Genomic DNA, 19,593 nt, shown 5'->3' with positions numbered 1-19,593 from the left:
GAGTCACCAAGAAATCGGTCCCCATAAATAGGTTACCGCGTTGGTTAATACTTGCTGGTTATCGGTTTCTTCAAATAGTAATGGACGCATTAAGGGCTCGCCATTTTGTGAGTTATGGAACGCCAACGTGTAATTGTAGGGTAATAATTTATAACGTAATTCAATAGCCTCTTTAGCCAATGCCTTTGCTTTTGGTGCTCTAAATACGGGTTCGGCTGGCACCTCTTCTTGACCATGCGGTCTATAAATGGGTTGAAAAACACCATACTGCAACCAACGTACATAGAGCTCATCATCCGATTTGCACCAGCAAAACCTCCTAAATCGCTATGCATGTAAGCGAGACCTTGCATCCCCATTTGTAATGCGATCTCTGTTTGACTTTGTAAGCCTCCCCAGGTTCTGTTCACATCCCCGGACCATGGAATCATACCAAACCGTTGGGATCCAGCGGCACCAGCACGCATTAAAATAAAAAGTCTTTGGCTAGGAAACTCTTTAGCATATACCTCTTGAACTAAGCGCGCCCAGTCGTGACCATAAATATTATGAACCTCATCGGCAGTTCCTGTTGCGTGTAATAGCTTAGATGGATGTACTTCGGCTCCCCCAAATCTCCCCAAACACCAGCGATACCTAATCCAGCCATTTCTTTATAAACGTTTTGAAACCAAGCTTTACCTTTTGGGCTATAGATATCTACTAAGCCTGTGTTACCGAAGTAAAAATCATATCGGAAGGGATTTCCAATAGAATCTTTAGCTAAAATATCGTGATCCACAGCTTCCTTCCAGCGCTTTGATGTTGTTAAAACAAAAGGTTCAGTTATAGCTATGGTTTTTACGCCATGCTGTTTTAATTTTGAGGTCATCCCTTTAAAATCAGGAAACGAATCTTTATAAACTTCCGGATTACCCATAGTGCCTTGGATCTCTTTTCCAAACCAATATAAATCTAGAATAACCGCATCAACGGGAATTTGTTCTTCTTTAAATTTAGCGATAGTGGCTTCTGTCTCAGCCTGAGAGTGGTACCCAAATCGACTGGCAAAATTGCCAAAAGCCCAACGTGGCGGTAAGGGCTGTCTTCCTGTTAACTGAGTGTAGTTCTTAATAAGGTCTAACCATGAATCGCCCACAACGATCTGATACGTTTTTCTCCCCGATATCGTTTCGTAAATAAGTGTGTTATTTCTATTACTATCTAAATCTAAAAAGCCAATGGGCGCGTTATCGAAATGCACCATATACTTATTCGAAGACACGACAATTGGTAATGTAAAGTTCATTAACTCACTTCGGTTTTCGTATCCATAGTGCGCTTTATTATACAATTGCAATCGGTGCCCACGACGGTTCATCCCTAGAGCTCGAGCACCCCCTCCATATAAAACCTCATCTTTTTTTATATTGAAACTTATCGTTTCCGAGACTGTCATTTTTTTGAAAGCCCAGTTTTTCTGAAAGGATTGGTTTTCCTTTATAGGAATACACTATTTGAAAAGGCGCTGTTATTATCGTTACTGTTAGATTATCTGTCCCAAAACTTATCCTTCCTGCGATTTGTTTGAAAGTCGTTTTGATACGCTCAGGAGACAACACGACGGCATGAGAATTGGTATTGTACACCTCTCCCTTTGGAATGAACACCGTTTCAATAATAGCCTCGCTGTAGAAGGTTAAAACATATTCACCATCGTTAGTTTCCACTTTTAAAACCCCATTTTCTTGAAAATGGGATTTGTATTTTCTGTCCGGATTCTGTGCGAAACTGAAAACCGTTAAAAATAAGACGATGGTTGTAAGACTTAATTTCAATTATTTACCGAGTAAAAAAGTTAATGGTATGTCAAATCTTTTCTGCCATGATAGCTCACTATGATCTGCACCTTCAAACTCTAAATTTCTAAAATTTGAATAATCATATCCAGCGTCAGCGAAAATCTCGTTCACGGTATCTTCATATTGCAGATAGTTTTTATCTAATGTTTTTGTGCCAAAATCGAAATACAGTTTATGGTCTATTGGACTTGGCAATTTTTTTTCGAGATAAGCGAATATAGCGTTGGGTATCGGATTCATTTTTTGTGGCATCGTTCCGGGCCAATGCGTAGAAAGACATGCAGCGCCTCCAAATACTTTCGGATACTCACAAATAGCATACATAGCCATTAATCCGCCCATACTTGAACCAGAAACAAAAGTATTATCTTTATCTCTTTTTGTTGAGTACGTTGCATCTATATATGGCTTTACTTCGTCGACCATGAATTTTAAATACGCATCACCATTTAGCTTTTCGTCAACATTAGAATTTATTTCTACTTGAAAAATAGAATCTTTTACACCTAATTTGAGATAATCTAAAGTTTTTTCCGAAATAAATCCTTCCATCGCGTTTTTGGAATGCTATGTATTCCAACCACTATAAATTCTCTAACATCACCATCATCCATTAACTTGGTGGCGATCTCATCTACCATCCATTCTTGTTTATTCTCTGTATTAGTAGCATCAAACAAATTTTGACCGTCATGCATGTATAAAACACTATAAGTTTTATCTTTAGAATATTTATTAGGCAACCAAATATCCACGGGTCTTGAGCTTACATACTGGGAAGGAAAACTATCAATTCTTTGAATTTCTCCTCCTGATATAACCGCATTTTTAAGTGTTTTTGCTTTAAGGTTTGAAAGATCAATTTCTGATCTATTTTGTCTAGATACGGTTTCCTGATCAAAAGGTTTACATGAGGCTAAGATGGTTGCCAAAACGAGTAATAAGAGGCTTTTTTTCATTATGTTTTTATTTTAGGTTATTAGTAAAAATGAAGGCGCATTTCTGAGACAACTCCAAAGCATCACGCTAAACACATTGTGTTTCTGTCATGATGTTATTAAAGAGTCTCCTGGTAACTCCAACTCATTGAAACGACTTAAATCTAATGTTTCTTTTTCATTTTTACTCAAAATAAAGACTACTATTTTAAATTCTAATAGTCAAAGACAAAGCCTCAACTGCTTTTCCATAAGCATAAATCCTGGTGTTTTCCATTTGTCCGACAACTTCAATATTTACAAAAAAAAACAGACATCTTTCCTGTTTTATATGGGCTTTTAATTAGACCGTTACTAAATGATTTGGAGCCATTTCAATCGCTTTGCCGTTTACTAAAATGACCAAAGCTTCAGCACCCTCTAACTCAAAAGAGGTTTTGCCCTGTTCCACTTTTACTTTAATTACCTGATTTCTAAAATTCACTTTAAAGGAATAGCCTTCCCATTCTTTAGGGATTTTTGGTTCGAAAGACAAGGTGTTTTCCTTAACACGCATCCCAGCAAAACCTTCTACGATACTCATCCAAGTTCCTGCCATAGATGTAATGTGTAACCCTTCTTCTACTTCATGATTATAGTCGTCTAAATCTAAACGAGACGTACGTAAATAGAAGGTGTAAGCTTGTTTCATCTGCCCAAGTTTAGCGGCTTGAATACTGTGAACACAGGGTGACAAAGAGCTTTCATGAACTGTAAATGGCTCATAAAAGTCAAAATGACGTTTTAGTTCTTCGGTTGAAAAATCATCTTCAAAAAAGTAAAATCCTTGTAACGTATCGGCCTGTTTTATATAAGGCGAACGCAAAATTCTGTCCCAAGACCATTTTTGATTGATTGGTCTTTCTTCTTGGGATAAATCAGCAACAGTTACCAGATCTTTATCTAAAAAACCATCTTGCTGAAGATAGACCTTTTGCGTTTCTGAATACGGAAAATACATACCATCTGCGACCTTTTTCCGGAGTATTAATTCTTGATCTGTAATGTTGGTTTTCCCCTTTATTCTTTTAAAATCCTCTGGATAATCCGCCCTTACTTTTTCTATGCTCTCCAACGTATAATTAATACACCACTTTGCAATATAGTTTGTGTACCAATTGTTATTTACATTATTTTCGTATTCATTAGGTCCAGTGACCCCCAAAATGACATATTGCTTTTTTAATGTTGAAAACGTAGCGCGCTGCTGCCAAAATCTAGCAATACCAATAAGCACTTCTAATCCCATTTCGGGATGTACGAAAAATCGTTTGTATAGCGGTAGTAATTAAAAATAGCAAAGGCGATGGCGCCATTTCTGTGAATCTCTTCAAATGTAATTTCCCATTCGTTATGGCTTTCTTCTCCATTCATGGTAACCATAGGGTACAAAGCTGCTCCATTTGAAAACCCTAATTTCTGAGCATTCTCAATGGCTTTTTCCAAATGATTATAACGATATTTCAAAAGATTCCTAGCGACCCCTTGATCTTTGGTTGCCATGTAAAACGGGATACAGTAAGCTTCGGTATCCCAATAGGTACTTCCCCCATACTTTTCACCAGTAAAACCCTTAGGACCAATATTTAACGTTGCGTCTTTACCCGAATACGTCTGGTTTAAATGAAAGATATTAAAGCGAATGCCTTGTTGTGCCTTTACATCTCCCTCTATGGTAATATCTGCCATATTCCAGATTTTAGCCCAAGCCGCCTTTTGCATTTCTAGAAGCTCATTAAATCCTAACATCGTAGCCTTTTTTAACACACTTTTAGCAGCAGAAACCAACTCGTTTTTATCATGGTTTCTATCTACAGTATAGCCGCCAAATTTATGAATAGCATACGTATCACCTTCTTTTACGGCGTAATCATAACTAAATGAGGCGTAATTGGCGTCTGCACTTATATTGGGTTCTATTAATACCGACTGTCCATTTATAAATACTTTAGACTCCATAAAAGCACAGGTGAAAAAGTCAGTCTTCATGGTCTTCGCCTGAATGAATGCCTGATGATTTTCATGACTTACATGCAGTGTATCCCAAAACTTATCGTCCCAATTGGTATCTTCATTGGTGATACCGAGAATCTAAATAAGGTAAGAATGAAATTTCTGCGTTACTATTTAATGGGGTTACCGCATAACTTATAGCACCTATTTCATCCATGTCTAAACTTAAGAATCGCTTGGCCTCCACTTTAATTACAGTATCATTTTGAAGGGTTGCTTCAAAACTTCGGATAACCAGCCCTCTTTCATATGCAACTCCCGACGAAAATGCGCTACTTTTTTACAGGTAAATAAATCCAATTTTTCGCTGTTTACAATCACATTAATCCCAATCCAATTTGGGGCATTAAGAACTTTAGCAAAGTATTCGGGATACCCGTTTTTCCACCATCCTACTCCGGTCTTATCTCGGATAATAAACCCCTGCAATATAACTGCCTTGAAAGGCAGGTCCCGAATACGACTCTTCAAAATTCGCCCGTTGCCCCATGGCACCGTTTCCAATACTAAATAAACTCTCTGAGGATTTTACACGCCCTGTATTAAACCCCTCTTCTATTATTGACCATTGGTCCGGTTTTATATAATTTAAATTCATTGTTTTTATGATAATTGAGTTAATTAGGCAGAGCCTTTCAGCTCTAAACGACTTAGACTCTTGAATTTATTTTTTGTTATTTATTAGCTGCGTTAGAAATTCCGAGAGACAGTTCAGTAAAATCATTAAATACATAATCTGCTTCGTGGAGGACACTTCTTGCCCCTATCCCAATGGATATCATTCCGGCAGTATTTGCGGCTTGAACTCCAGCCACCGAATCTTCAAAAACAATACAATCTTCTGGTTTTATTCTAAGCGCTTTTGCTGCCATTAAAAACACTTCGGTCTCGGCTTTGCTTTAGAAACGTCGTTACCGTCAACAATGGCATCAAATTTTTCTATGAGTCTTACTTTTTTAAGTATTTCTCTTGCATTTTTACTAGCAGAACCTAAGGACACTGGTTGTTTTTTTTCTATTAAGAAGTCCAATACTTTTGGCACATCTCGGCAAGATTTCTGTGGCATTCATTTTGGTAATGTAACTTAGGTACTCCTCATTTTTTTTTGCCATAAGTTCCATAAACTGGTCTTCTGAAATGGTTTTATCTCCCCAGGTTAATATTTTTTCTAAGGATTTTATTCGACTCACCCCTTTAAGTTGTTCATTTTGTTCGTGAGTAAAATCGATGCCAATACTATTCGCTAATTTTCTCCATGCTAAAAAATGATATTTTGCAGTGTCTACAATAACACCATCTAAATCAAATATGAATCCTTTTTTTGTCATTTTTATAGTGCTTCAGGTTGATAGGTAATGGCGTTTTTATTTGTAATTAATAAATTACAAAAACCGGCAATTATTAAACTTATTCCAGCGACAGTCATCGCATTTATCGCTTCATCTCCTATTAATCCGGATATAAAATTAATCCCTCCTAAAGCCGCAATAATTTGAGGAATAACAATAAACATGTTAAATATCCCCATAATAACACCCATTTTCTTTGGATCTACAGAACTTGAAAGCATAGCATAAGGCATTGACAAAATACTTCCCCAGGCAAAACCGATAAGAATGAAACAGTACTTTAAATGCTGCGGGAGGCATAATGCATAAATATGAATCCTAAGCCTCCAATAATTAATGAAAACATATGCACTAATTTTCTATTAATTCTTCTTTTGGAAGTGTACAAAACTAGGAGTAGTGCAAATGCCATAGATGACAAACCATAAACACCCATAGCTGATCCCACTAAGTTTGAAGATTTTTGGAATGCGGTGTTTGCAACATTGAAAGCTTCAGATTGAGCAAATACCGCCATATCATAAGTCGATTCTAATGGCGCTGGTGTATGAAAAACATGTTCTGTTAAAGCAGGGTTTGCTAAACTCCACATGGTAAAAAAAGCAAACCATGAAAAAAACTGAATTATACCTAATTTTTTCATCGTTAAAGGCATATTTCCAATATTGTTTAAAATATCCGGAATGAAGTTGTTTTTTTTAGTCTGTTCTTTTTTAAAGGCCTCCATATCCTCAGGAGGATATTCACTGGTTGTAAAAACGGTATAAAGTATACTCAGCAAAAAAACAAAAGCGCCAATAGCAAAGGCGATTTTAACCGACATGGGCACCACTCCTAGATCTGCAGAATCACTAACCCCAAACTTGGACACTAACCAAGGAAGGTTACTTGCTATCCATGTACCAATTCCTATAATTAACGTTTGAATAACGAAACCGTAAGAACGCTGAGACTCCGGCAGTTTATCTGCAACCAACGCTCTAAATGGCTCCATAGAAATATTAATGGAGGCGTCTAAAATCCATAGAAACCCTGCAGCTACCCAAAGGGTTGGAGAGTAAGGCACAAAGAATAAAGCTATAGAACTTAGGATAGCACCTAAAAGAAAGTAAGGCCTTCTTCTGCCCCATTTTGGACTCCATGTTCGGTCACTTAAATAACCAATAATGGGTTGCACCAACAAGCCCGTTAAAGGTGCTGCAATCCATAGTAAAGGAATGGCATCTTTTTCTGCTCCTAATGTTTGAAATATACGAGACATAAAGCCTCCCTGTAGTGCAAAACCAAATTGAATCCCGAGAAAACCGAAACTCATATTCCGGATTTCCCAGAAACCTAGCGTGCGTTTTTTCATTATAGTATGTTTAAATTTATACTATTTGATAAGCGAAAAAACTTATCAAAACTATTTTCGTTGAGAAGTGAAAATATTTGTTTTGATCGGCTGTAAAGATATAAAAGATTTTAAAACTCCTAAGAAAAATTTCTATTTTGTTGATTCGCGTTCAATTAATTCGGTCTCAATAATAACCGTTTGATACGTTTCTTCTTCCTCTTCCACTTCCAAATTATCAATAAGTAATTGGGCTGCTTTCTCACCCATTTCCTGCGCATGCTGGCTCACGGTTGTTAGACTTGGGCTGGCATGTTTTGAGAGTACACCATCTGTAAACCCAACAACCTGTATGTCTTCAGGAATTTTGCGCTTCAATTTTTGAGCGACTTTCATGGCCGAAATGGCGTACAATTCATTAACCGCAAATACCCCGTCAATCTTAGGGTTGTTTGTTAACATGAATTCAATCTCCTGTTCTAATACTTCCAAGTGCTCATCGGAAACTAAATTATCATCCACTTTTAGAATTAAGTCCGCTTTTGGTTTTATGTTGTGCGCTTCTAAAGCTTCTATGTAGCCTTGTGTTCTTAACTTTCCAACGCTTACATAATCTTTAGTGGTTATAATCGCTATGGTTTTACAGCCATTTTCAACCAATTTATTCACGACCTTTTTTGAGCCCTTGAGATCATCTACAATGACTTTGTCACAATTAATTTCATTAACGACACGATCGAACATGACTATGGGCATCCCTTGACTAATGGTTTCTATAAAATGATGATAATCTTGGAGTTTCAGAGTTTCCTTAGAAACCGATAGTATAAAACCATCAATACTACCATTGGCTAACATTTCCATGTTAATCACTTCCTTTGAAAAAGATTCATTAGACAAACCAACAATAACATTATAGCCTCTTTTATTGGCAACGAGTTCAATACCTCTAATAACCTTAGAGAAGAAATGGTGCACTATTTCCGGGATAATAATCCCAATAGTTTTTGTTTTTCTGTTTTTTAAGCTCAGTGCAATATTATTGGGTCTGTAGTTATATAGTTTAGCAAAGGCCTGAACCTTTTCTCCGGTGTCTTCGCTAATTTCTACGCTATTTCGAAGGGCTTTAGATACGGTAGATATTGAAACATCTAGTTCTCTAGCAATCTGTTTAAGGGTGACTTTTCGTTTCATTTTTAAGTAAATGGTTGTAGATATGCTCAAAAATACAAGCTTTTATTACTCAATTCCTAAAATCTGAGCTTTAAGTTGCAAAAAACAAAAAAAAGAAGGCGCCGAATTGTTAAAAACACATGAAATTAAAAAAGTTGTCAACACGAAAACGTTTGCGTTGCTTGTTATTACTAGGGATATCCGTTTTTTAACTTAAATTTTACATAGATTTAACATCGAGAAGTGAAAATATCAAATTAAATTTTAGAAACTAACTAAATAGTTATTTATGAAAACAATTTTTAATTGTCTCCTGTTTGTCTTATTAATTTTGCCCAATTACTTCATGGCGCAAAACACCATTACAGGTACAGTAACCGAACAATCTTCAGGGCTATCCTTACCAGGTGTAAATGTGATTGTCAAAGACTCCAATAAGGGGACATCCACAGATTTTGATGGAAACTATGAAATCACGGTTAATACAGGTGATGTATTAGAATTCTCCTATTTAGGTTTTATCAAGCAAAGTATTATATATACAGGTCAACCTTCTATTAATATTGCGCTAGTAGACGATGCTTCACAACTAGAGGAAGTGGTTATCATAGGTTATGGCAGCGTAAAAAAAGAAGACTTAACAGGCTCTGTGGATGTTGTGTCCTCAAAAGAGTTTAATACCGGGGCCATAACTTCTACAGATCAACTGCTACGTGGTAAAGCTGCTGGAGTTAGAATTACAGATAGTGGTGGTTCTCCGGACTCTTCACCTAACATTAGAATTCGAGGCGGTGCTTCTCTAAATGCAGATAGTAGCCCATTAATAGTGATCGATGGCGTGCCTATTGGAAATCAAAATCCTGCTGGAGTTAGTAACCCCTTAAGTTTAGTGAACCCTAACGACGTAGCAAGTTTTACCATTTTAAAAGACGCCTCTGCCACAGCTATTTATGGATCTAGAGCGTCAAACGGTGTTATTATTATTACGACTAAAAGTGGCACTTCCGGTGCCGCTCAGTATAATTTTTCAACGTCAGTAACCTCGAGTACTCCCGGTTCGCGTTTAGATATGATGACCAGTGATGATTATGTTCGCTTTATTAAACAATACCATCCAAATTTAGAAAAAAACTTAGGTCTTGAAGTAGGTGCTGTATCTACTAGTGAGCCCTCAAGAATCATTCAAGTAAATATTTATGACACTAATGGGAATATCACAGGAACAGAAAATAGAGAAATCTACGATACCAATTGGAGAGATGCTATTTTAAGATCAGCAATCACCTCCAACACTAATTTCTCTGTGCGTGCTAATTTAGGAAAAAACCTACCGTTTAGAGCCTCTTTAGGTTATAGTAATGCCGAAGGGGTCGTAAGAACAGATGATTACGAACGTTTAAGTGCTTCATTTAAATTATCTCCTAAATTCTTGGACGACCATTTAAAGGTAGATACAAATGCCAAAATAACCGTTGCTGATAAAAACGCTGCTGATGTTGGAGGTGCACTTGGCGGCGCTTTAGTTTTCGACCCTACAAAACCGGTATATAATCAAACTGGTATCTTTGGAGGATTTTATACAAACACCAATGGAAACTTAATTGACGGACAAGCTAACCCATTGGCTTTATTAGAGCAAAGAGAGCGTCCTGAAAAAGCCTTTAGATTCTTGGGTAATGTAGAATTAGATTATACGATGCCATTTTTACCAGAATTAAAAGCAGTGGTTAATTTAGGGTTAGACGCTTCACGTTCTAAAATTGAAGAGACTTTTAGTAATAATGCCTTAGCAACTTATCAAATAGATACCAATGGCGATTACCTATTCAATCCTGGTTTAAATTATGCCGAAAGACAACACATTACAAACACAACGTTTGATGCGTATTTACAGTATGCTAAAAGTCTAGAAGATCAATTTATTACGAGTTATGATTTGCAGGTGGGTTATGCCTATCAAAATTTTAAGACCGATGGGAATAAGGCTATTTTTAAATATTACCTAGAAGATGACGATGAGACCACCGATGATACAGATTTAGTAGGGACGAGAGTTGCTGATTTTAATCCAAGCAACCCAAATAACAGGTACTACAATAACCAAAACTTACAATCTTTCTTTGGGCGTTCAAACATCAACTTCAATGACAAATATTTATTAACCTTATCTTTAAGGGCGGATGCTTCTTCCTTATTTGTTTCAAACGATATTTGGGGAGATGGTGTTTGGGGTCTATTTCCTGCTGCTGCATTAGCTTGGAAGGTTAAAGAAGAATCTTTCTTACAAAACATCCCTTTTATTGATGACTTAAAAATACGTTTGGGCTGGGGTAAAACAGGACAGCAAAACATAACGGGTTCTGCGGGGTATTATCCAACAAGTGCTTTATTTTCCATAGGGAGTCAAAACAGTCAATACCTGCCAGGGTTCAACCTCTATTCGGCGAATCCGTTTCAAACCGGTCTAACGTGGGAGAAAACAGATACCTATAACGCAGGAATTGATTTTGCATTCACAAAAAATAGAATGATTACAGGATCTTTCGACATTTTTAAGAGAGAAACTACCGATTTATTAACAGATGCATTAATTCCTCCAGGACAAGGGTTAACAGACTCATTTATAAAAAATATTGGTTCTACAGATAGTGAAGGATTTGAATTATCGTTAAACCTAAACCCTATTAGAAATGACAATTTTGGCGTCACTCTTAATGGTAATATTTCTTATTCTAAAACAGAAGTAACAGATTTAGGGGACAACAACAGACTGCCTATAGGTGGACAACTTCTTGGAACGGGCTCTAATTTACTTTTTAATATCGTAGGAAAAGAACCCTATCAAGCTGGTGTACTTAAGCAACTATATGACGCTAGTGGAAATCCAATACCTAATGCCTTTGTAGATATAAATGGTGATGGTCAAATTAACGAAGATGATAAATACTATGAATCTTTGAGACCGAATTGGAATTTTGGCTTTGGCTTTAATGTTAATTATAAAAACTGGGATTTAGGTGCCAGTTTTAGAGGTCAATTAGATGGTAAAGTCTACGATTTGAATGAATTACGCTATGGAAATATTGATAGCGCTACACCTAATAATAACGTGAGTATTACCAATGTATTAAATTTTTATAACGGTGCCGCTAATCCTGTATTCGATGACGCTAATGGTAATATCCAGTTTTCAGATTATTTCCTGAAAAATGCAAGTTTCATGAGATGTGAAAACATCGTGCTGGGTTATAGTTTACCACAAAATTTTATCCCTAATACGAACATGAGATTATATGCATCGGTTAACAATGCCTTTATTATTACCGAATACGAAGGACAAGATCCGAGAGAACTTTGGTGGTATTGACGGTGCTTTTTATCCAAGACCTCAAGCCTATACTTTTGGAGTAACTATTGATTTTTAAAAAAACGACTATGAAAAAAATAATTTTAACCTTTTTTGCTCCGGCGCTATTAACGACGATATCGTCATGTGTAAACGACCTAGACACAGAACCAAAAGTGGAGCTTACGCTCCAACAATTACTAGAACAAGACCCCAATGCTCTCGAAGGTGTTTTATCTAGACTTTATGCCTCATTTGCACTCTCAGGCCCGGATGGACCTGGCAGTTCTGATATTTCCGATGATGCTGGAGAATCTCCTTTTCTTAGAGGGATTATAAATCTACAAGATTTTACCGCAGACGGCATGAAAAACCGCTGGGGAGATGATGGTTTAGACCAGTTAACAACCACCTCACAGTGGAATAGTAATAATAAGTTTTTTAGGTATCTATACAACAGGGCCTATTACACCATCCCACAATGTAATAACTTATTAAACGTACTACCCAATGCAGGGGTTGATATTTCAGAATCTATTAAAAGTGAAGTTCGCTTTCTAAGGGCTTTGGCTTACTTCTATATCATGGATGCCTTTGGAAAAGGTGTTTTAGCTACAGATGAAAACTTTGGAACCTCAGGACTTTTACCGAAGCGTCTAGAGAAGAACTTTTTACCTATGTTGAAACAGAACTATTAGCTATAGAACCAACGATAGGGAATGATAACGGATACGGAAGAGCAAACACCTATGTTGTAGACATGTTATTAAGTAAATTATACCTTAATGCGAAGGTTTATACCGGGACCGCTAACTACAACGATGCGGCCACTTACTTGAATAAAGTAATTACTGAAGGCGGGTACACACTAGAAAATAATTTTCTTCAAAATTTTACTGGAGACAATGATATCTCTTCTGAAATCATCTATCCATTAATCGCTGACCCTGTAGTAAGCCAAAGTTTCGGGAACACGACTTACATCGTTAACGGTAATTTAAGCCCAGATACTATTCCTATATTACAATTTGGAGCAGCTGAAGGCTGGCAAGGTCACCGAGCGACAAGTGCTTGGTATGGTTTGTTTGGAGATTTAGAAACATCTATTGACACTAGAGCAAGCTTATTCCGGACAGAAGGTCACAATTACGTCATGACAGATTATAAAGAATGGACCGATGGTTATCCTTCGATTAAATTCAGAAATAACGATTTAAATGAAACACCAACCAGCGGGACGTCGTTTTCAGGTACAGATTTTCCATTATACCGTCTTGCTGATGCTTATTTAATGTATGCTGAATGCGCTATAAATAATGCCCCAAATGCCAATATGAATGACGCTTTAACCTATGTGAATCTAGTAAGAACGCGTTCAAATGCAGATCCAATTGTACTCTCTGAGTTAGATATAGATTTTATAATGGATGAAAGAGGTCGTGAATTAAATGCGGAAGGACATAGAAGAACAGACCTTATCCGCTTTGGTAAATTCACAGGAGGAAGTTACTTATGGCCTTGGAAAGGTGGCACCGTAAATGGCTCATCCATTCCGAGACACCTATAAGTTATTCCCCATTCCACAGTCTGCATTAGACGCCAATACTAATTTAACTCAAAACCCTGGTTACTAATTAAAAAAACATAAAACCATGAAAAGAATACAAATATTAACGCTTGCTCTTTTTACCTTTTTAGGTTTCAACTCTTGCACTGAAGATGATGAAAAATTTGTAATAACTGCAGCTGGCGCATCAAAAGCAGTCCTACAATTACCAACCGATGGAACCGATATAGTGTTGGATATTGCTAATCCACAAAATAGTGCTACTACACTCGTTTGGGATGCAGCGAGGTATGAAATCCCAACAGAAATTAGTTATACGGTGCAATTGGCCAATTCAGGAACAGAATTCTCTAATGCTGTTGATGCCAGTGTCACTGATAACACTTATTTAACATGGACTAATAAGGAACTTAATGACGTGGCTTTAGGTAGTCTTGCGCTTACACCCTTTACCGCTGGTGATGTGGATATAAGAATAAAAGCACAACCAGGGAGTACAGAAGCAGAAGCAAGTTTTTCTGAGTCGATCACCATTTCAATCACACCTTACACCACCGAAAATCCTAAAGCATATATCGTTGGTAACTTTTTAGGAGCGAGCGGATACGGTTCTGACTGGACACCTGCAGATGCCGTGGCCATTGAAGCCTCAGGTTTTGGAGAAACAGATTTTGAAGGCTATGTTTATATGAACGTCACGAGTCCTGAATTTAAAATTCTACCAACAAACACAAGCTTTGATGGCGATTATGGTGATGATGGTACTTTTTCAGGTGTTTTAGTTCAAGAAGGAGAATCTAATATTTTATTAGCAAATTCAGGTTATTATTGGATTAAAGCAAATACGGATCCTGACGAGTTAACCTATAGCGCACAAGAAACACGTTGGGCGATTACAGGTAGTGCAACACCAGCAGGATGGCCAAGCGGCACAGTTGACGATCAAGACATGAGCTACAATGCCACGACCAAAAAATGGGAAATCACGATTGATTTAACTGCTAACCCGAGATGATGCTTTCAAATTTAGAGCTAATGATGATTGGGCCATTAATTATGGTGATGCAGGATCAGATGGTGTTTTAGATTTTAATGACGGTACGAATATGACAGTAACAACTGCTGGAACGTATTTTATTGAGGTGGATTTTAGTCATCCAAGAGCCTACACCTATACCGCTACACTACAATAAATTGTAAAATTTAAAAAAGCTGGTTTTGTTACTAAAGACCAGCTTTTTTTATTTAAAGGCTACGTAACCGCTCATTTAATTTAACCGTTTTAATATGAAAAAAAAGAGACTAGTTTTCAGTTCCCTAATCACCGCATTATTTTTTGTGAGTTTCTCTTCTGCTCAAATTTCTATTTCACCCAATCCATTCGATGTCAATCAATCCATTACTATAACAGTAGATATTAATAGTAGTGCATCTAATTGCAACAGCTTATCAAATCCAACCAAACTATACATGCATTCCGGGATTGGTGATAGTACAGATGCTTTTGGTTTCAGTGTAGTCGGCAATTACGGTCAAGATGATGGTATAGGAGAAATGACCAATAATGGAAGTGGTTTTTATACTATTACTATTGTACCCGAAACCTATTACGGCTTAACACCTACTGAAGCCGGGAATGCAACAAGGTTAGGAATGGTTATACGAAACGAAGACGGTTCTCAAGAATTAAAAGCGAATGCTTGCAGCGACTTTATCTTTAATGTAGGTGCATTCCAAGCGACCTTAACAAATCCAACTGAGAATACCTCTATATTAAACGCTGGAGAAGATTTACTTATTACTGCCAATAATACCAATGGTTTAGCGAATTATAGTTTAAAGGCGAATGGCGCTGTAATAAACTCCAATACCAATGTATCTTCATACACGTATACGGATTCCAATATTACTGAAAACAAAAATTATGAATTAGAGATTACGCAATCTGGAACAACAATCACTAAAGTATTTTCTGTTCTAGTTAATCCTGGTGTAATACTAGAACAACTCCCTGCAAATTTAGTTAATGGGATCAATTATGATGCTTCAAATCCAGCTGTCGCAACACTAGTCTTAGATGCACCGCTTAAAGATTTTGTTTACGTGGCTGGGAGTTTTAATAATTGGAATCCTGATTCTAATTATTCTATGAAGAAAGATAACACCTCCTGGCTCAACAACCTTTTGGTTAGAACTAACTGGTTTAACTGCTGGACAAATAGAGACGTTTCAATATTGGGTGGTAGACCAAACGCCTATTGCAAACACACCTATGATGGTAAAAACGGCAGACCCTTATTCAACATTGGTACTATCCCCCTTTGACGACCCTTATATTCCTACAAATACCTACCCCAATTTACCCGATTATCCTGCTGGAGAAGAACGTGAGGTAACCGTATTACAAACGGGACAAACAGATTACCCTTGGCAAGTGACCAACTTTCAAAAACCAAAAAAAGAGGACTTGATAATCTATGAGGTTTTAGTTAGGGATTTTGACGGTGATAGAAATTTTCAGGACTTAATAGATAAAATAGATTACTTCAAAAATTTAAATGTTAATGCCATTCAGCTTATGCCTATTATGGAATTTGAAGGCAATGAAAGCTGGGGCTACAACACGTCATTTCACATGGCCTTAGATAAGTTTTATGGTACTGAGGACAAGCTAAAGGAATTTGTTGATTTATGTCATCAAAATGGTATTGCTGTCCTGTTAGATGTTGCCTTAAATCATGCCTTTGGAAGAAACCCAATGGTCCGCATGTGGATGGAAGATCCGGATAATGATGGTTGGGGAGCACCCAGTAGTGAAAACCCCTATTTTAATCAAGAGGCTCGGCATAGTTATAATGTAGGCTCAGATTTTAATCATTCAAATCCCCTTACTAAAGCGTATGTAAAGCAAGTTGTTAATCATTGGGTAAGTAACTTTCACATCGATGGCTTACGTTGGGATTTAACAAAGGGATTTACTCAAAACTGCACAGCAAGCGACGAAAACTGTACCAATGCTTATCAGTCAGATAGAGTTGCTGTCTTGAAAGACTATGCAGATTATTCTTGGAGTTTAGACCCTGAACATTATGTTATATTCGAACATCTAGGGACGAATACTGAAGAAAAAGAATGGGCAGATTACAGAGTTTCTCGGCGAAGCCGATGGCATTTCAAAAGGCATCCTACTTTGGGGAAAAATGACAGGTTCTTATGCCGAACTCTCAAAAGGTTATGCCGCACAAGGCGATATTTCCGGAGTGGGTCACAACAGTCGTGATTTTAGTGAAAAACGCTTGGTGGGATATGCTGAGAGCCATGACGAGGAACGCATCATGTACGCTACACAAACGGAAGGCAATACAGCACTTCAAAACGCCACACTCCTCCCTTCGGCATTGCTTCGGGCATCCACAGTGGCTGCCACTTTAATAACGGTACCAGGACCTAAAATGATCTGGCATTTTGGGGCTCTAGGGATGAATAATTCCATCTTTACGTGTCGTGACGGTTCCGTTAATTTACCTGGAGGAGGCGATGGGGATTGTAAATTAGACACCAAACCACAACCCCAATGGACAGAAAATTGGGTTGCAAACGCGAATAGGGTCCAGGTTTACAATGACTATGCGCGTATAAATGCTTTAAAAATTAATGAACCAGTCTTTGAAGGCGACTATGAAATACTTCCCGTTGGCAACAATATTAGACAACGCATCTATGTTTGGGATGATGCCTTACCAGCAGCAACACTAAAGAACGTTGTTGTATTAGCAAACTTTTCAGTAGCAAATTTAACGATAGTTCCAAATTTTCCGTACACAGGAAGATGGTACGATTTAATGGATCCTACGGGTAATACTTTTGTTGAAGTTACTAATACTAGTGATCCCATTAATGTTTCTGCCGGTCAATTCAAAATGTATGGAAATGCTTTACCTCAAACATTGAATACCACGGCATTTACTTCTAATAATTCAATGTCTATTTATCCAAACCCGACACAAACCTCATTTTCAATAAATCAAATCGTAAAAAAACTATCTATTTATGATGTTTCAGGAAAATTAATTAAAACATTTAAAGGCCATTTTTCTAAAACAGCAACCTTTAATATTGAAAACATTTCAAAAGGTCTGTACTTAGTGCAGATAGAAAACGAATTAGGAGCAACGACCACCACTAAACTTATTAAGTTGTAACCCTCTTTAAAGCGCCCTTTTGAAATAAAAAGCTTCCTCAATGCAGGAGGCTTTTGTTTTTTAAGTGTTGTTCTTATTAAGCGCAGGACTTTTTTTACTCGATGAAAATCAATAAAATTCTAACTAAAACCAAAAAAGCTAACCGGTTAAAGTTAGCTTTTATCTTTGTTTGTACGGGCGGAGAGACTCGAACTCTCACACCTCGCGGCACTAGATCCTAAGTCTAGCGTGTCTACCAATTCCACCACGCCCGCAAAAGAGGTGCAAATATACAAATAGTTTCAATATTCAAACAATACTTTTATAGAAAAAGTTTAGGTCTTTTTGTACTTTTACTCAAATTCAAAAAATAAAGCATGCAAAACATTCAATCGTACATTCAAGAACATAAAGACAGATTCTTAAATGAGCTCATCGAACTCCTTAAAATTCCGTCGATTAGCGCCGATTCTGCTTATAAAAAAGACGTCATTAAAACAGCCGAAGTTGTGATGGACAGTTTAAAAAAAGCGGGGTGCGATACCGTAGAACTTTGTGAAACCGATGGCTACCCCATTATTTACGGTGAAAAAATTATCGATAAAAACCTACCAACCGTTCTCGTTTACGGACATTACGATGTACAACCACCAGATCCTATTAATTTATGGGATTCACCACCTTTTGAGCCTGTAATAAAAGCCACCGAAGCACACCCTGAAGGTGCTATTTTCGCTCGTGGTGCGTGTGATGACAAGGGGCAAATGTATATGCATGTGAAGGCTTTGGAGTTTATGACGACCCAAAACCAGTTACCGTGTAACGTTAAATTCATGATTGAAGGAGAAGAGGAAGTTGGTAGCGTAAACTTAGCCAAATACGTCAAAGAAAATCAAGAAAAATTAAGTAACGATGTTATTTTAATTAGTGACACCGGCATGATTGCCAAAGACGTGCCATCAATTACTACTGGTTTACGCGGCTTGAGTTATGTTGAAGTCGAAGTTACTGGACCCAATCGTGACTTACACTCCGGTTTATATGGAGGCGCCGTTGCGAATCCTATAAATGTGTTAACCAAAATGATTGCCTCCCTTCAAGATGAAAACAATCACATTACCATTCCCGGTTTCTACGACAATGTAGAAGAACTGTCTAAAGAAGAGCGTGCACAAATGGCAAAAGCACCGTTTTCATTAGAAAATTATAAAAAAGCATTAGATATTGATGCGGTTTATGGTGAAGCAGGGTACACCACAAATGAGCGTAACTCTATTAGACCAACACTAGACGTAAATGGTATTTGGGGCGGTTATACCGGAGAAGGTGCAAAAACAGTGATTGCCAGTAAAGCGTATGCTAAAATCTCTATGCGTTTGGTGCCCAATCAAGATTGGGAAACCATTACGGCGTTGTTTAAAAAACACTTTGAAAGTATTGCGCCCAAAGGGGTTAAAGTAAAGGTGAATCCGCATCATGGCGGTCAAGGTTATGTCACACCAATAGATAGTATAGGTTATGAAGCCGCAAGTAAAGCTTATGAAGATACCTTTGGCAAAACACCTATTCCACAACGTAGCGGTGGTAGTATTCCTATTGTCTCTTTATTTGAAAAGGAATTAAAAAGCAAGACTATTTTAATGGGCTTTGGTTTAGATAGCGATGCTATTCATTCGCCAAACGAGCATTTTGGAATTTGGAATTACCTAAAGGGCATCGAAACCATTCCAGGGTTTTACAAACATTTTACACAACTTTTTAAATAATAGTTGGGCGGAATCCTACTTATACTTTTTGTTATTACGTTTAAGTA

The 19,593-nt window shown here is 37.4% G+C and carries 15 protein-coding genes, 1 tRNA gene and 5 pseudogenes; 9 read left to right on the top strand and 12 right to left on the bottom strand.

The window, feature by feature from the left end:
- Positions 1-3 precede the first annotated feature (3 nt).
- From N7U66_RS15105 to N7U66_RS15050, 11 genes and pseudogenes are all read right to left on the bottom strand, one after another.
- Positions 4-623: pseudogene (locus tag N7U66_RS15105) on the bottom strand (TIM-barrel domain-containing protein).
- Entirely contained in the window at positions 518-1,438 is a 921-nt protein-coding gene (locus N7U66_RS15100; RefSeq protein WP_267675990.1) for a TIM-barrel domain-containing protein, read from the bottom strand. The pseudogene N7U66_RS15105 and the gene N7U66_RS15100 overlap by 106 nt, the downstream one beginning before the upstream one ends.
- Positions 1,395-1,817 (bottom strand): alpha-glucosidase domain-containing protein, encoded by a 423-nt coding sequence (locus N7U66_RS15095; protein ID WP_267675989.1) that lies wholly within the window; start codon positions 1,815-1,817, stop codon positions 1,395-1,397. The genes N7U66_RS15100 and N7U66_RS15095 overlap by 44 nt, the downstream gene beginning before the upstream one ends.
- Positions 1,818-2,393: an alpha/beta hydrolase gene (locus tag N7U66_RS15090; protein ID WP_267675988.1), complete on the bottom strand. Its 576-nt coding sequence runs from the start codon at positions 2,391-2,393 to the stop codon at positions 1,818-1,820. It lies immediately after the preceding gene.
- The gene (locus N7U66_RS15085) at positions 2,363-2,800 is read right to left on the bottom strand and encodes an alpha/beta hydrolase-fold protein (protein WP_267675987.1); all 438 of its coding nucleotides are present in this window, start codon (positions 2,798-2,800) and stop codon (positions 2,363-2,365) included. The genes N7U66_RS15090 and N7U66_RS15085 overlap by 31 nt, the downstream gene beginning before the upstream one ends.
- A 322-nt stretch (positions 2,801-3,122) precedes the next feature.
- A pseudogene (locus N7U66_RS22825) lies at positions 3,123-4,666 on the bottom strand (family 65 glycosyl hydrolase domain-containing protein); the annotation flags it as partial.
- Positions 4,667-4,889: 223 nt separating this feature from the next.
- Positions 4,890-5,326, bottom strand: a pseudogene (locus N7U66_RS15070) (hypothetical protein).
- Positions 5,235-5,429, bottom strand: coding sequence for a hypothetical protein (locus N7U66_RS15065; protein WP_267675984.1), 195 nt, complete (start codon positions 5,427-5,429; stop codon positions 5,235-5,237). Before N7U66_RS15065 ends, N7U66_RS15070 begins: the two are co-directional and overlap by 92 nt.
- A gap of 66 nt (positions 5,430-5,495) precedes the next feature.
- Positions 5,496-6,159 (bottom strand): annotated as a pseudogene (gene pgmB, locus N7U66_RS15060) (beta-phosphoglucomutase).
- A gap of 2 nt (positions 6,160-6,161) precedes the next feature.
- A pseudogene (locus N7U66_RS15055) lies at positions 6,162-7,534 on the bottom strand (MFS transporter).
- A 132-nt stretch (positions 7,535-7,666) separates the two neighbouring features.
- Entirely contained in the window at positions 7,667-8,707 is a 1,041-nt protein-coding gene (locus N7U66_RS15050) for a LacI family DNA-binding transcriptional regulator (RefSeq protein ID WP_267678537.1), read from the bottom strand.
- A gap of 268 nt (positions 8,708-8,975) precedes the next feature.
- On the opposite strand from N7U66_RS15050, the gene N7U66_RS15045 reads away from it, so the two are divergent.
- The 8 genes from N7U66_RS15045 (at position 8,976) to N7U66_RS22125 (ending at position 17,801) form a co-directional block, all read left to right on the top strand.
- Positions 8,976-12,053: a SusC/RagA family TonB-linked outer membrane protein gene (locus N7U66_RS15045; RefSeq protein WP_267675983.1), complete on the top strand. Its 3,078-nt coding sequence runs from the start codon at positions 8,976-8,978 to the stop codon at positions 12,051-12,053.
- 68 nt (positions 12,054-12,121) lie between these two features.
- A complete protein-coding gene (locus tag N7U66_RS15040; protein WP_267675982.1) occupies positions 12,122-12,730 on the top strand; it encodes a RagB/SusD family nutrient uptake outer membrane protein in 609 nt (202 codons plus the stop codon).
- 62 nt (positions 12,731-12,792) lie between these two features.
- Positions 12,793-13,599 (top strand): RagB/SusD family nutrient uptake outer membrane protein, encoded by an 807-nt coding sequence (locus N7U66_RS15035; protein ID WP_267675981.1) that lies wholly within the window; start codon positions 12,793-12,795, stop codon positions 13,597-13,599.
- Positions 13,571-13,666 (top strand): RagB/SusD family nutrient uptake outer membrane protein, encoded by a 96-nt coding sequence (locus tag N7U66_RS15030; protein ID WP_267675980.1) that lies wholly within the window; start codon positions 13,571-13,573, stop codon positions 13,664-13,666. The genes N7U66_RS15035 and N7U66_RS15030 overlap by 29 nt, the downstream gene beginning before the upstream one ends.
- An 18-nt stretch (positions 13,667-13,684) precedes the next feature.
- Positions 13,685-14,614, top strand: a complete 930-nt coding sequence (locus N7U66_RS15025; RefSeq protein ID WP_267675979.1) for a SusE domain-containing protein — start codon at positions 13,685-13,687, stop codon at positions 14,612-14,614.
- Positions 14,615-14,886: 272 nt separating this feature from the next.
- The gene (locus tag N7U66_RS22135; RefSeq protein ID WP_313791261.1) at positions 14,887-15,924 is read left to right on the top strand and encodes a hypothetical protein; all 1,038 of its coding nucleotides are present in this window, start codon (positions 14,887-14,889) and stop codon (positions 15,922-15,924) included.
- A complete protein-coding gene (locus N7U66_RS22130; protein WP_313791260.1) occupies positions 15,839-16,879 on the top strand; it encodes an alpha-amylase family glycosyl hydrolase in 1,041 nt (346 codons plus the stop codon). Before N7U66_RS22135 ends, N7U66_RS22130 begins: the two co-directional genes overlap by 86 nt.
- Complete coding sequence (locus N7U66_RS22125) at positions 16,800-17,801, top strand: T9SS type A sorting domain-containing protein (RefSeq protein WP_313791259.1); 1,002 nt, start codon at positions 16,800-16,802, stop codon at positions 17,799-17,801. Before N7U66_RS22130 ends, N7U66_RS22125 begins: the two co-directional genes overlap by 80 nt.
- Before the next feature lie 172 nt (positions 17,802-17,973).
- Here N7U66_RS22125 and N7U66_RS15015 read toward each other — a convergent pair.
- Positions 17,974-18,055, bottom strand: a tRNA-Leu gene (locus N7U66_RS15015).
- Between the two features lie 102 nt (positions 18,056-18,157).
- Between N7U66_RS15015 and N7U66_RS15010 the strand changes: the two genes are divergently transcribed.
- Positions 18,158-19,546 (top strand): dipeptidase, encoded by a 1,389-nt coding sequence (locus N7U66_RS15010; protein WP_267675978.1) that lies wholly within the window; start codon positions 18,158-18,160, stop codon positions 19,544-19,546.
- The last annotated feature ends 47 nt before the right edge of the window (positions 19,547-19,593 follow it).

The sequence above is a fragment of the Lacinutrix neustonica genome (assembly GCF_026625145.1).
GTDB lineage: Bacteria > Bacteroidota > Bacteroidia > Flavobacteriales > Flavobacteriaceae > Lacinutrix > Lacinutrix neustonica.
This window is presented reverse-complemented; position numbering and strand designations above follow the sequence as displayed.

Excerpts from the sequence above, each read along its gene's own strand:
- N7U66_RS15085 (WP_267675987.1), bottom strand. The coding sequence starts at position 2,800 with ATGAAAAAAAGCCTCTTATTACTCGTTTTGGCAACCATCTTAGCCTCA.
- N7U66_RS15040 (WP_267675982.1), top strand. The coding sequence starts at position 12,122 with ATGAAAAAAATAATTTTAACCTTTTTTGCTCCGGCGCTATTAACGACG.
- N7U66_RS15100 (WP_267675990.1), bottom strand. The coding sequence starts at position 1,438 with ATGACAGTCTCGGAAACGATAAGTTTCAATATAAAAAAAGATGAGGTT.
- N7U66_RS15065 (WP_267675984.1), bottom strand. The coding sequence starts at position 5,429 with ATGAATTTAAATTATATAAAACCGGACCAATGGTCAATAATAGAAGAG.
- N7U66_RS15035 (WP_267675981.1), top strand. The coding sequence starts at position 12,793 with ATGTTATTAAGTAAATTATACCTTAATGCGAAGGTTTATACCGGGACC.
- N7U66_RS15010 (WP_267675978.1), top strand. The coding sequence starts at position 18,158 with ATGCAAAACATTCAATCGTACATTCAAGAACATAAAGACAGATTCTTA.
- N7U66_RS22135 (WP_313791261.1), top strand. The coding sequence starts at position 14,887 with ATGAAAAAAAAGAGACTAGTTTTCAGTTCCCTAATCACCGCATTATTT.
- N7U66_RS15045 (WP_267675983.1), top strand. The coding sequence starts at position 8,976 with ATGAAAACAATTTTTAATTGTCTCCTGTTTGTCTTATTAATTTTGCCC.
- N7U66_RS22125 (WP_313791259.1), top strand. The coding sequence starts at position 16,800 with ATGACAGGTTCTTATGCCGAACTCTCAAAAGGTTATGCCGCACAAGGC.
- N7U66_RS15030 (WP_267675980.1), top strand. The coding sequence starts at position 13,571 with ATGGCTCATCCATTCCGAGACACCTATAAGTTATTCCCCATTCCACAG.
- N7U66_RS15050 (WP_267678537.1), bottom strand. The coding sequence starts at position 8,707 with ATGAAACGAAAAGTCACCCTTAAACAGATTGCTAGAGAACTAGATGTT.
- N7U66_RS15025 (WP_267675979.1), top strand. The coding sequence starts at position 13,685 with ATGAAAAGAATACAAATATTAACGCTTGCTCTTTTTACCTTTTTAGGT.
- N7U66_RS15090 (WP_267675988.1), bottom strand. The coding sequence starts at position 2,393 with ATGGAAGGATTTATTTCGGAAAAAACTTTAGATTATCTCAAATTAGGT.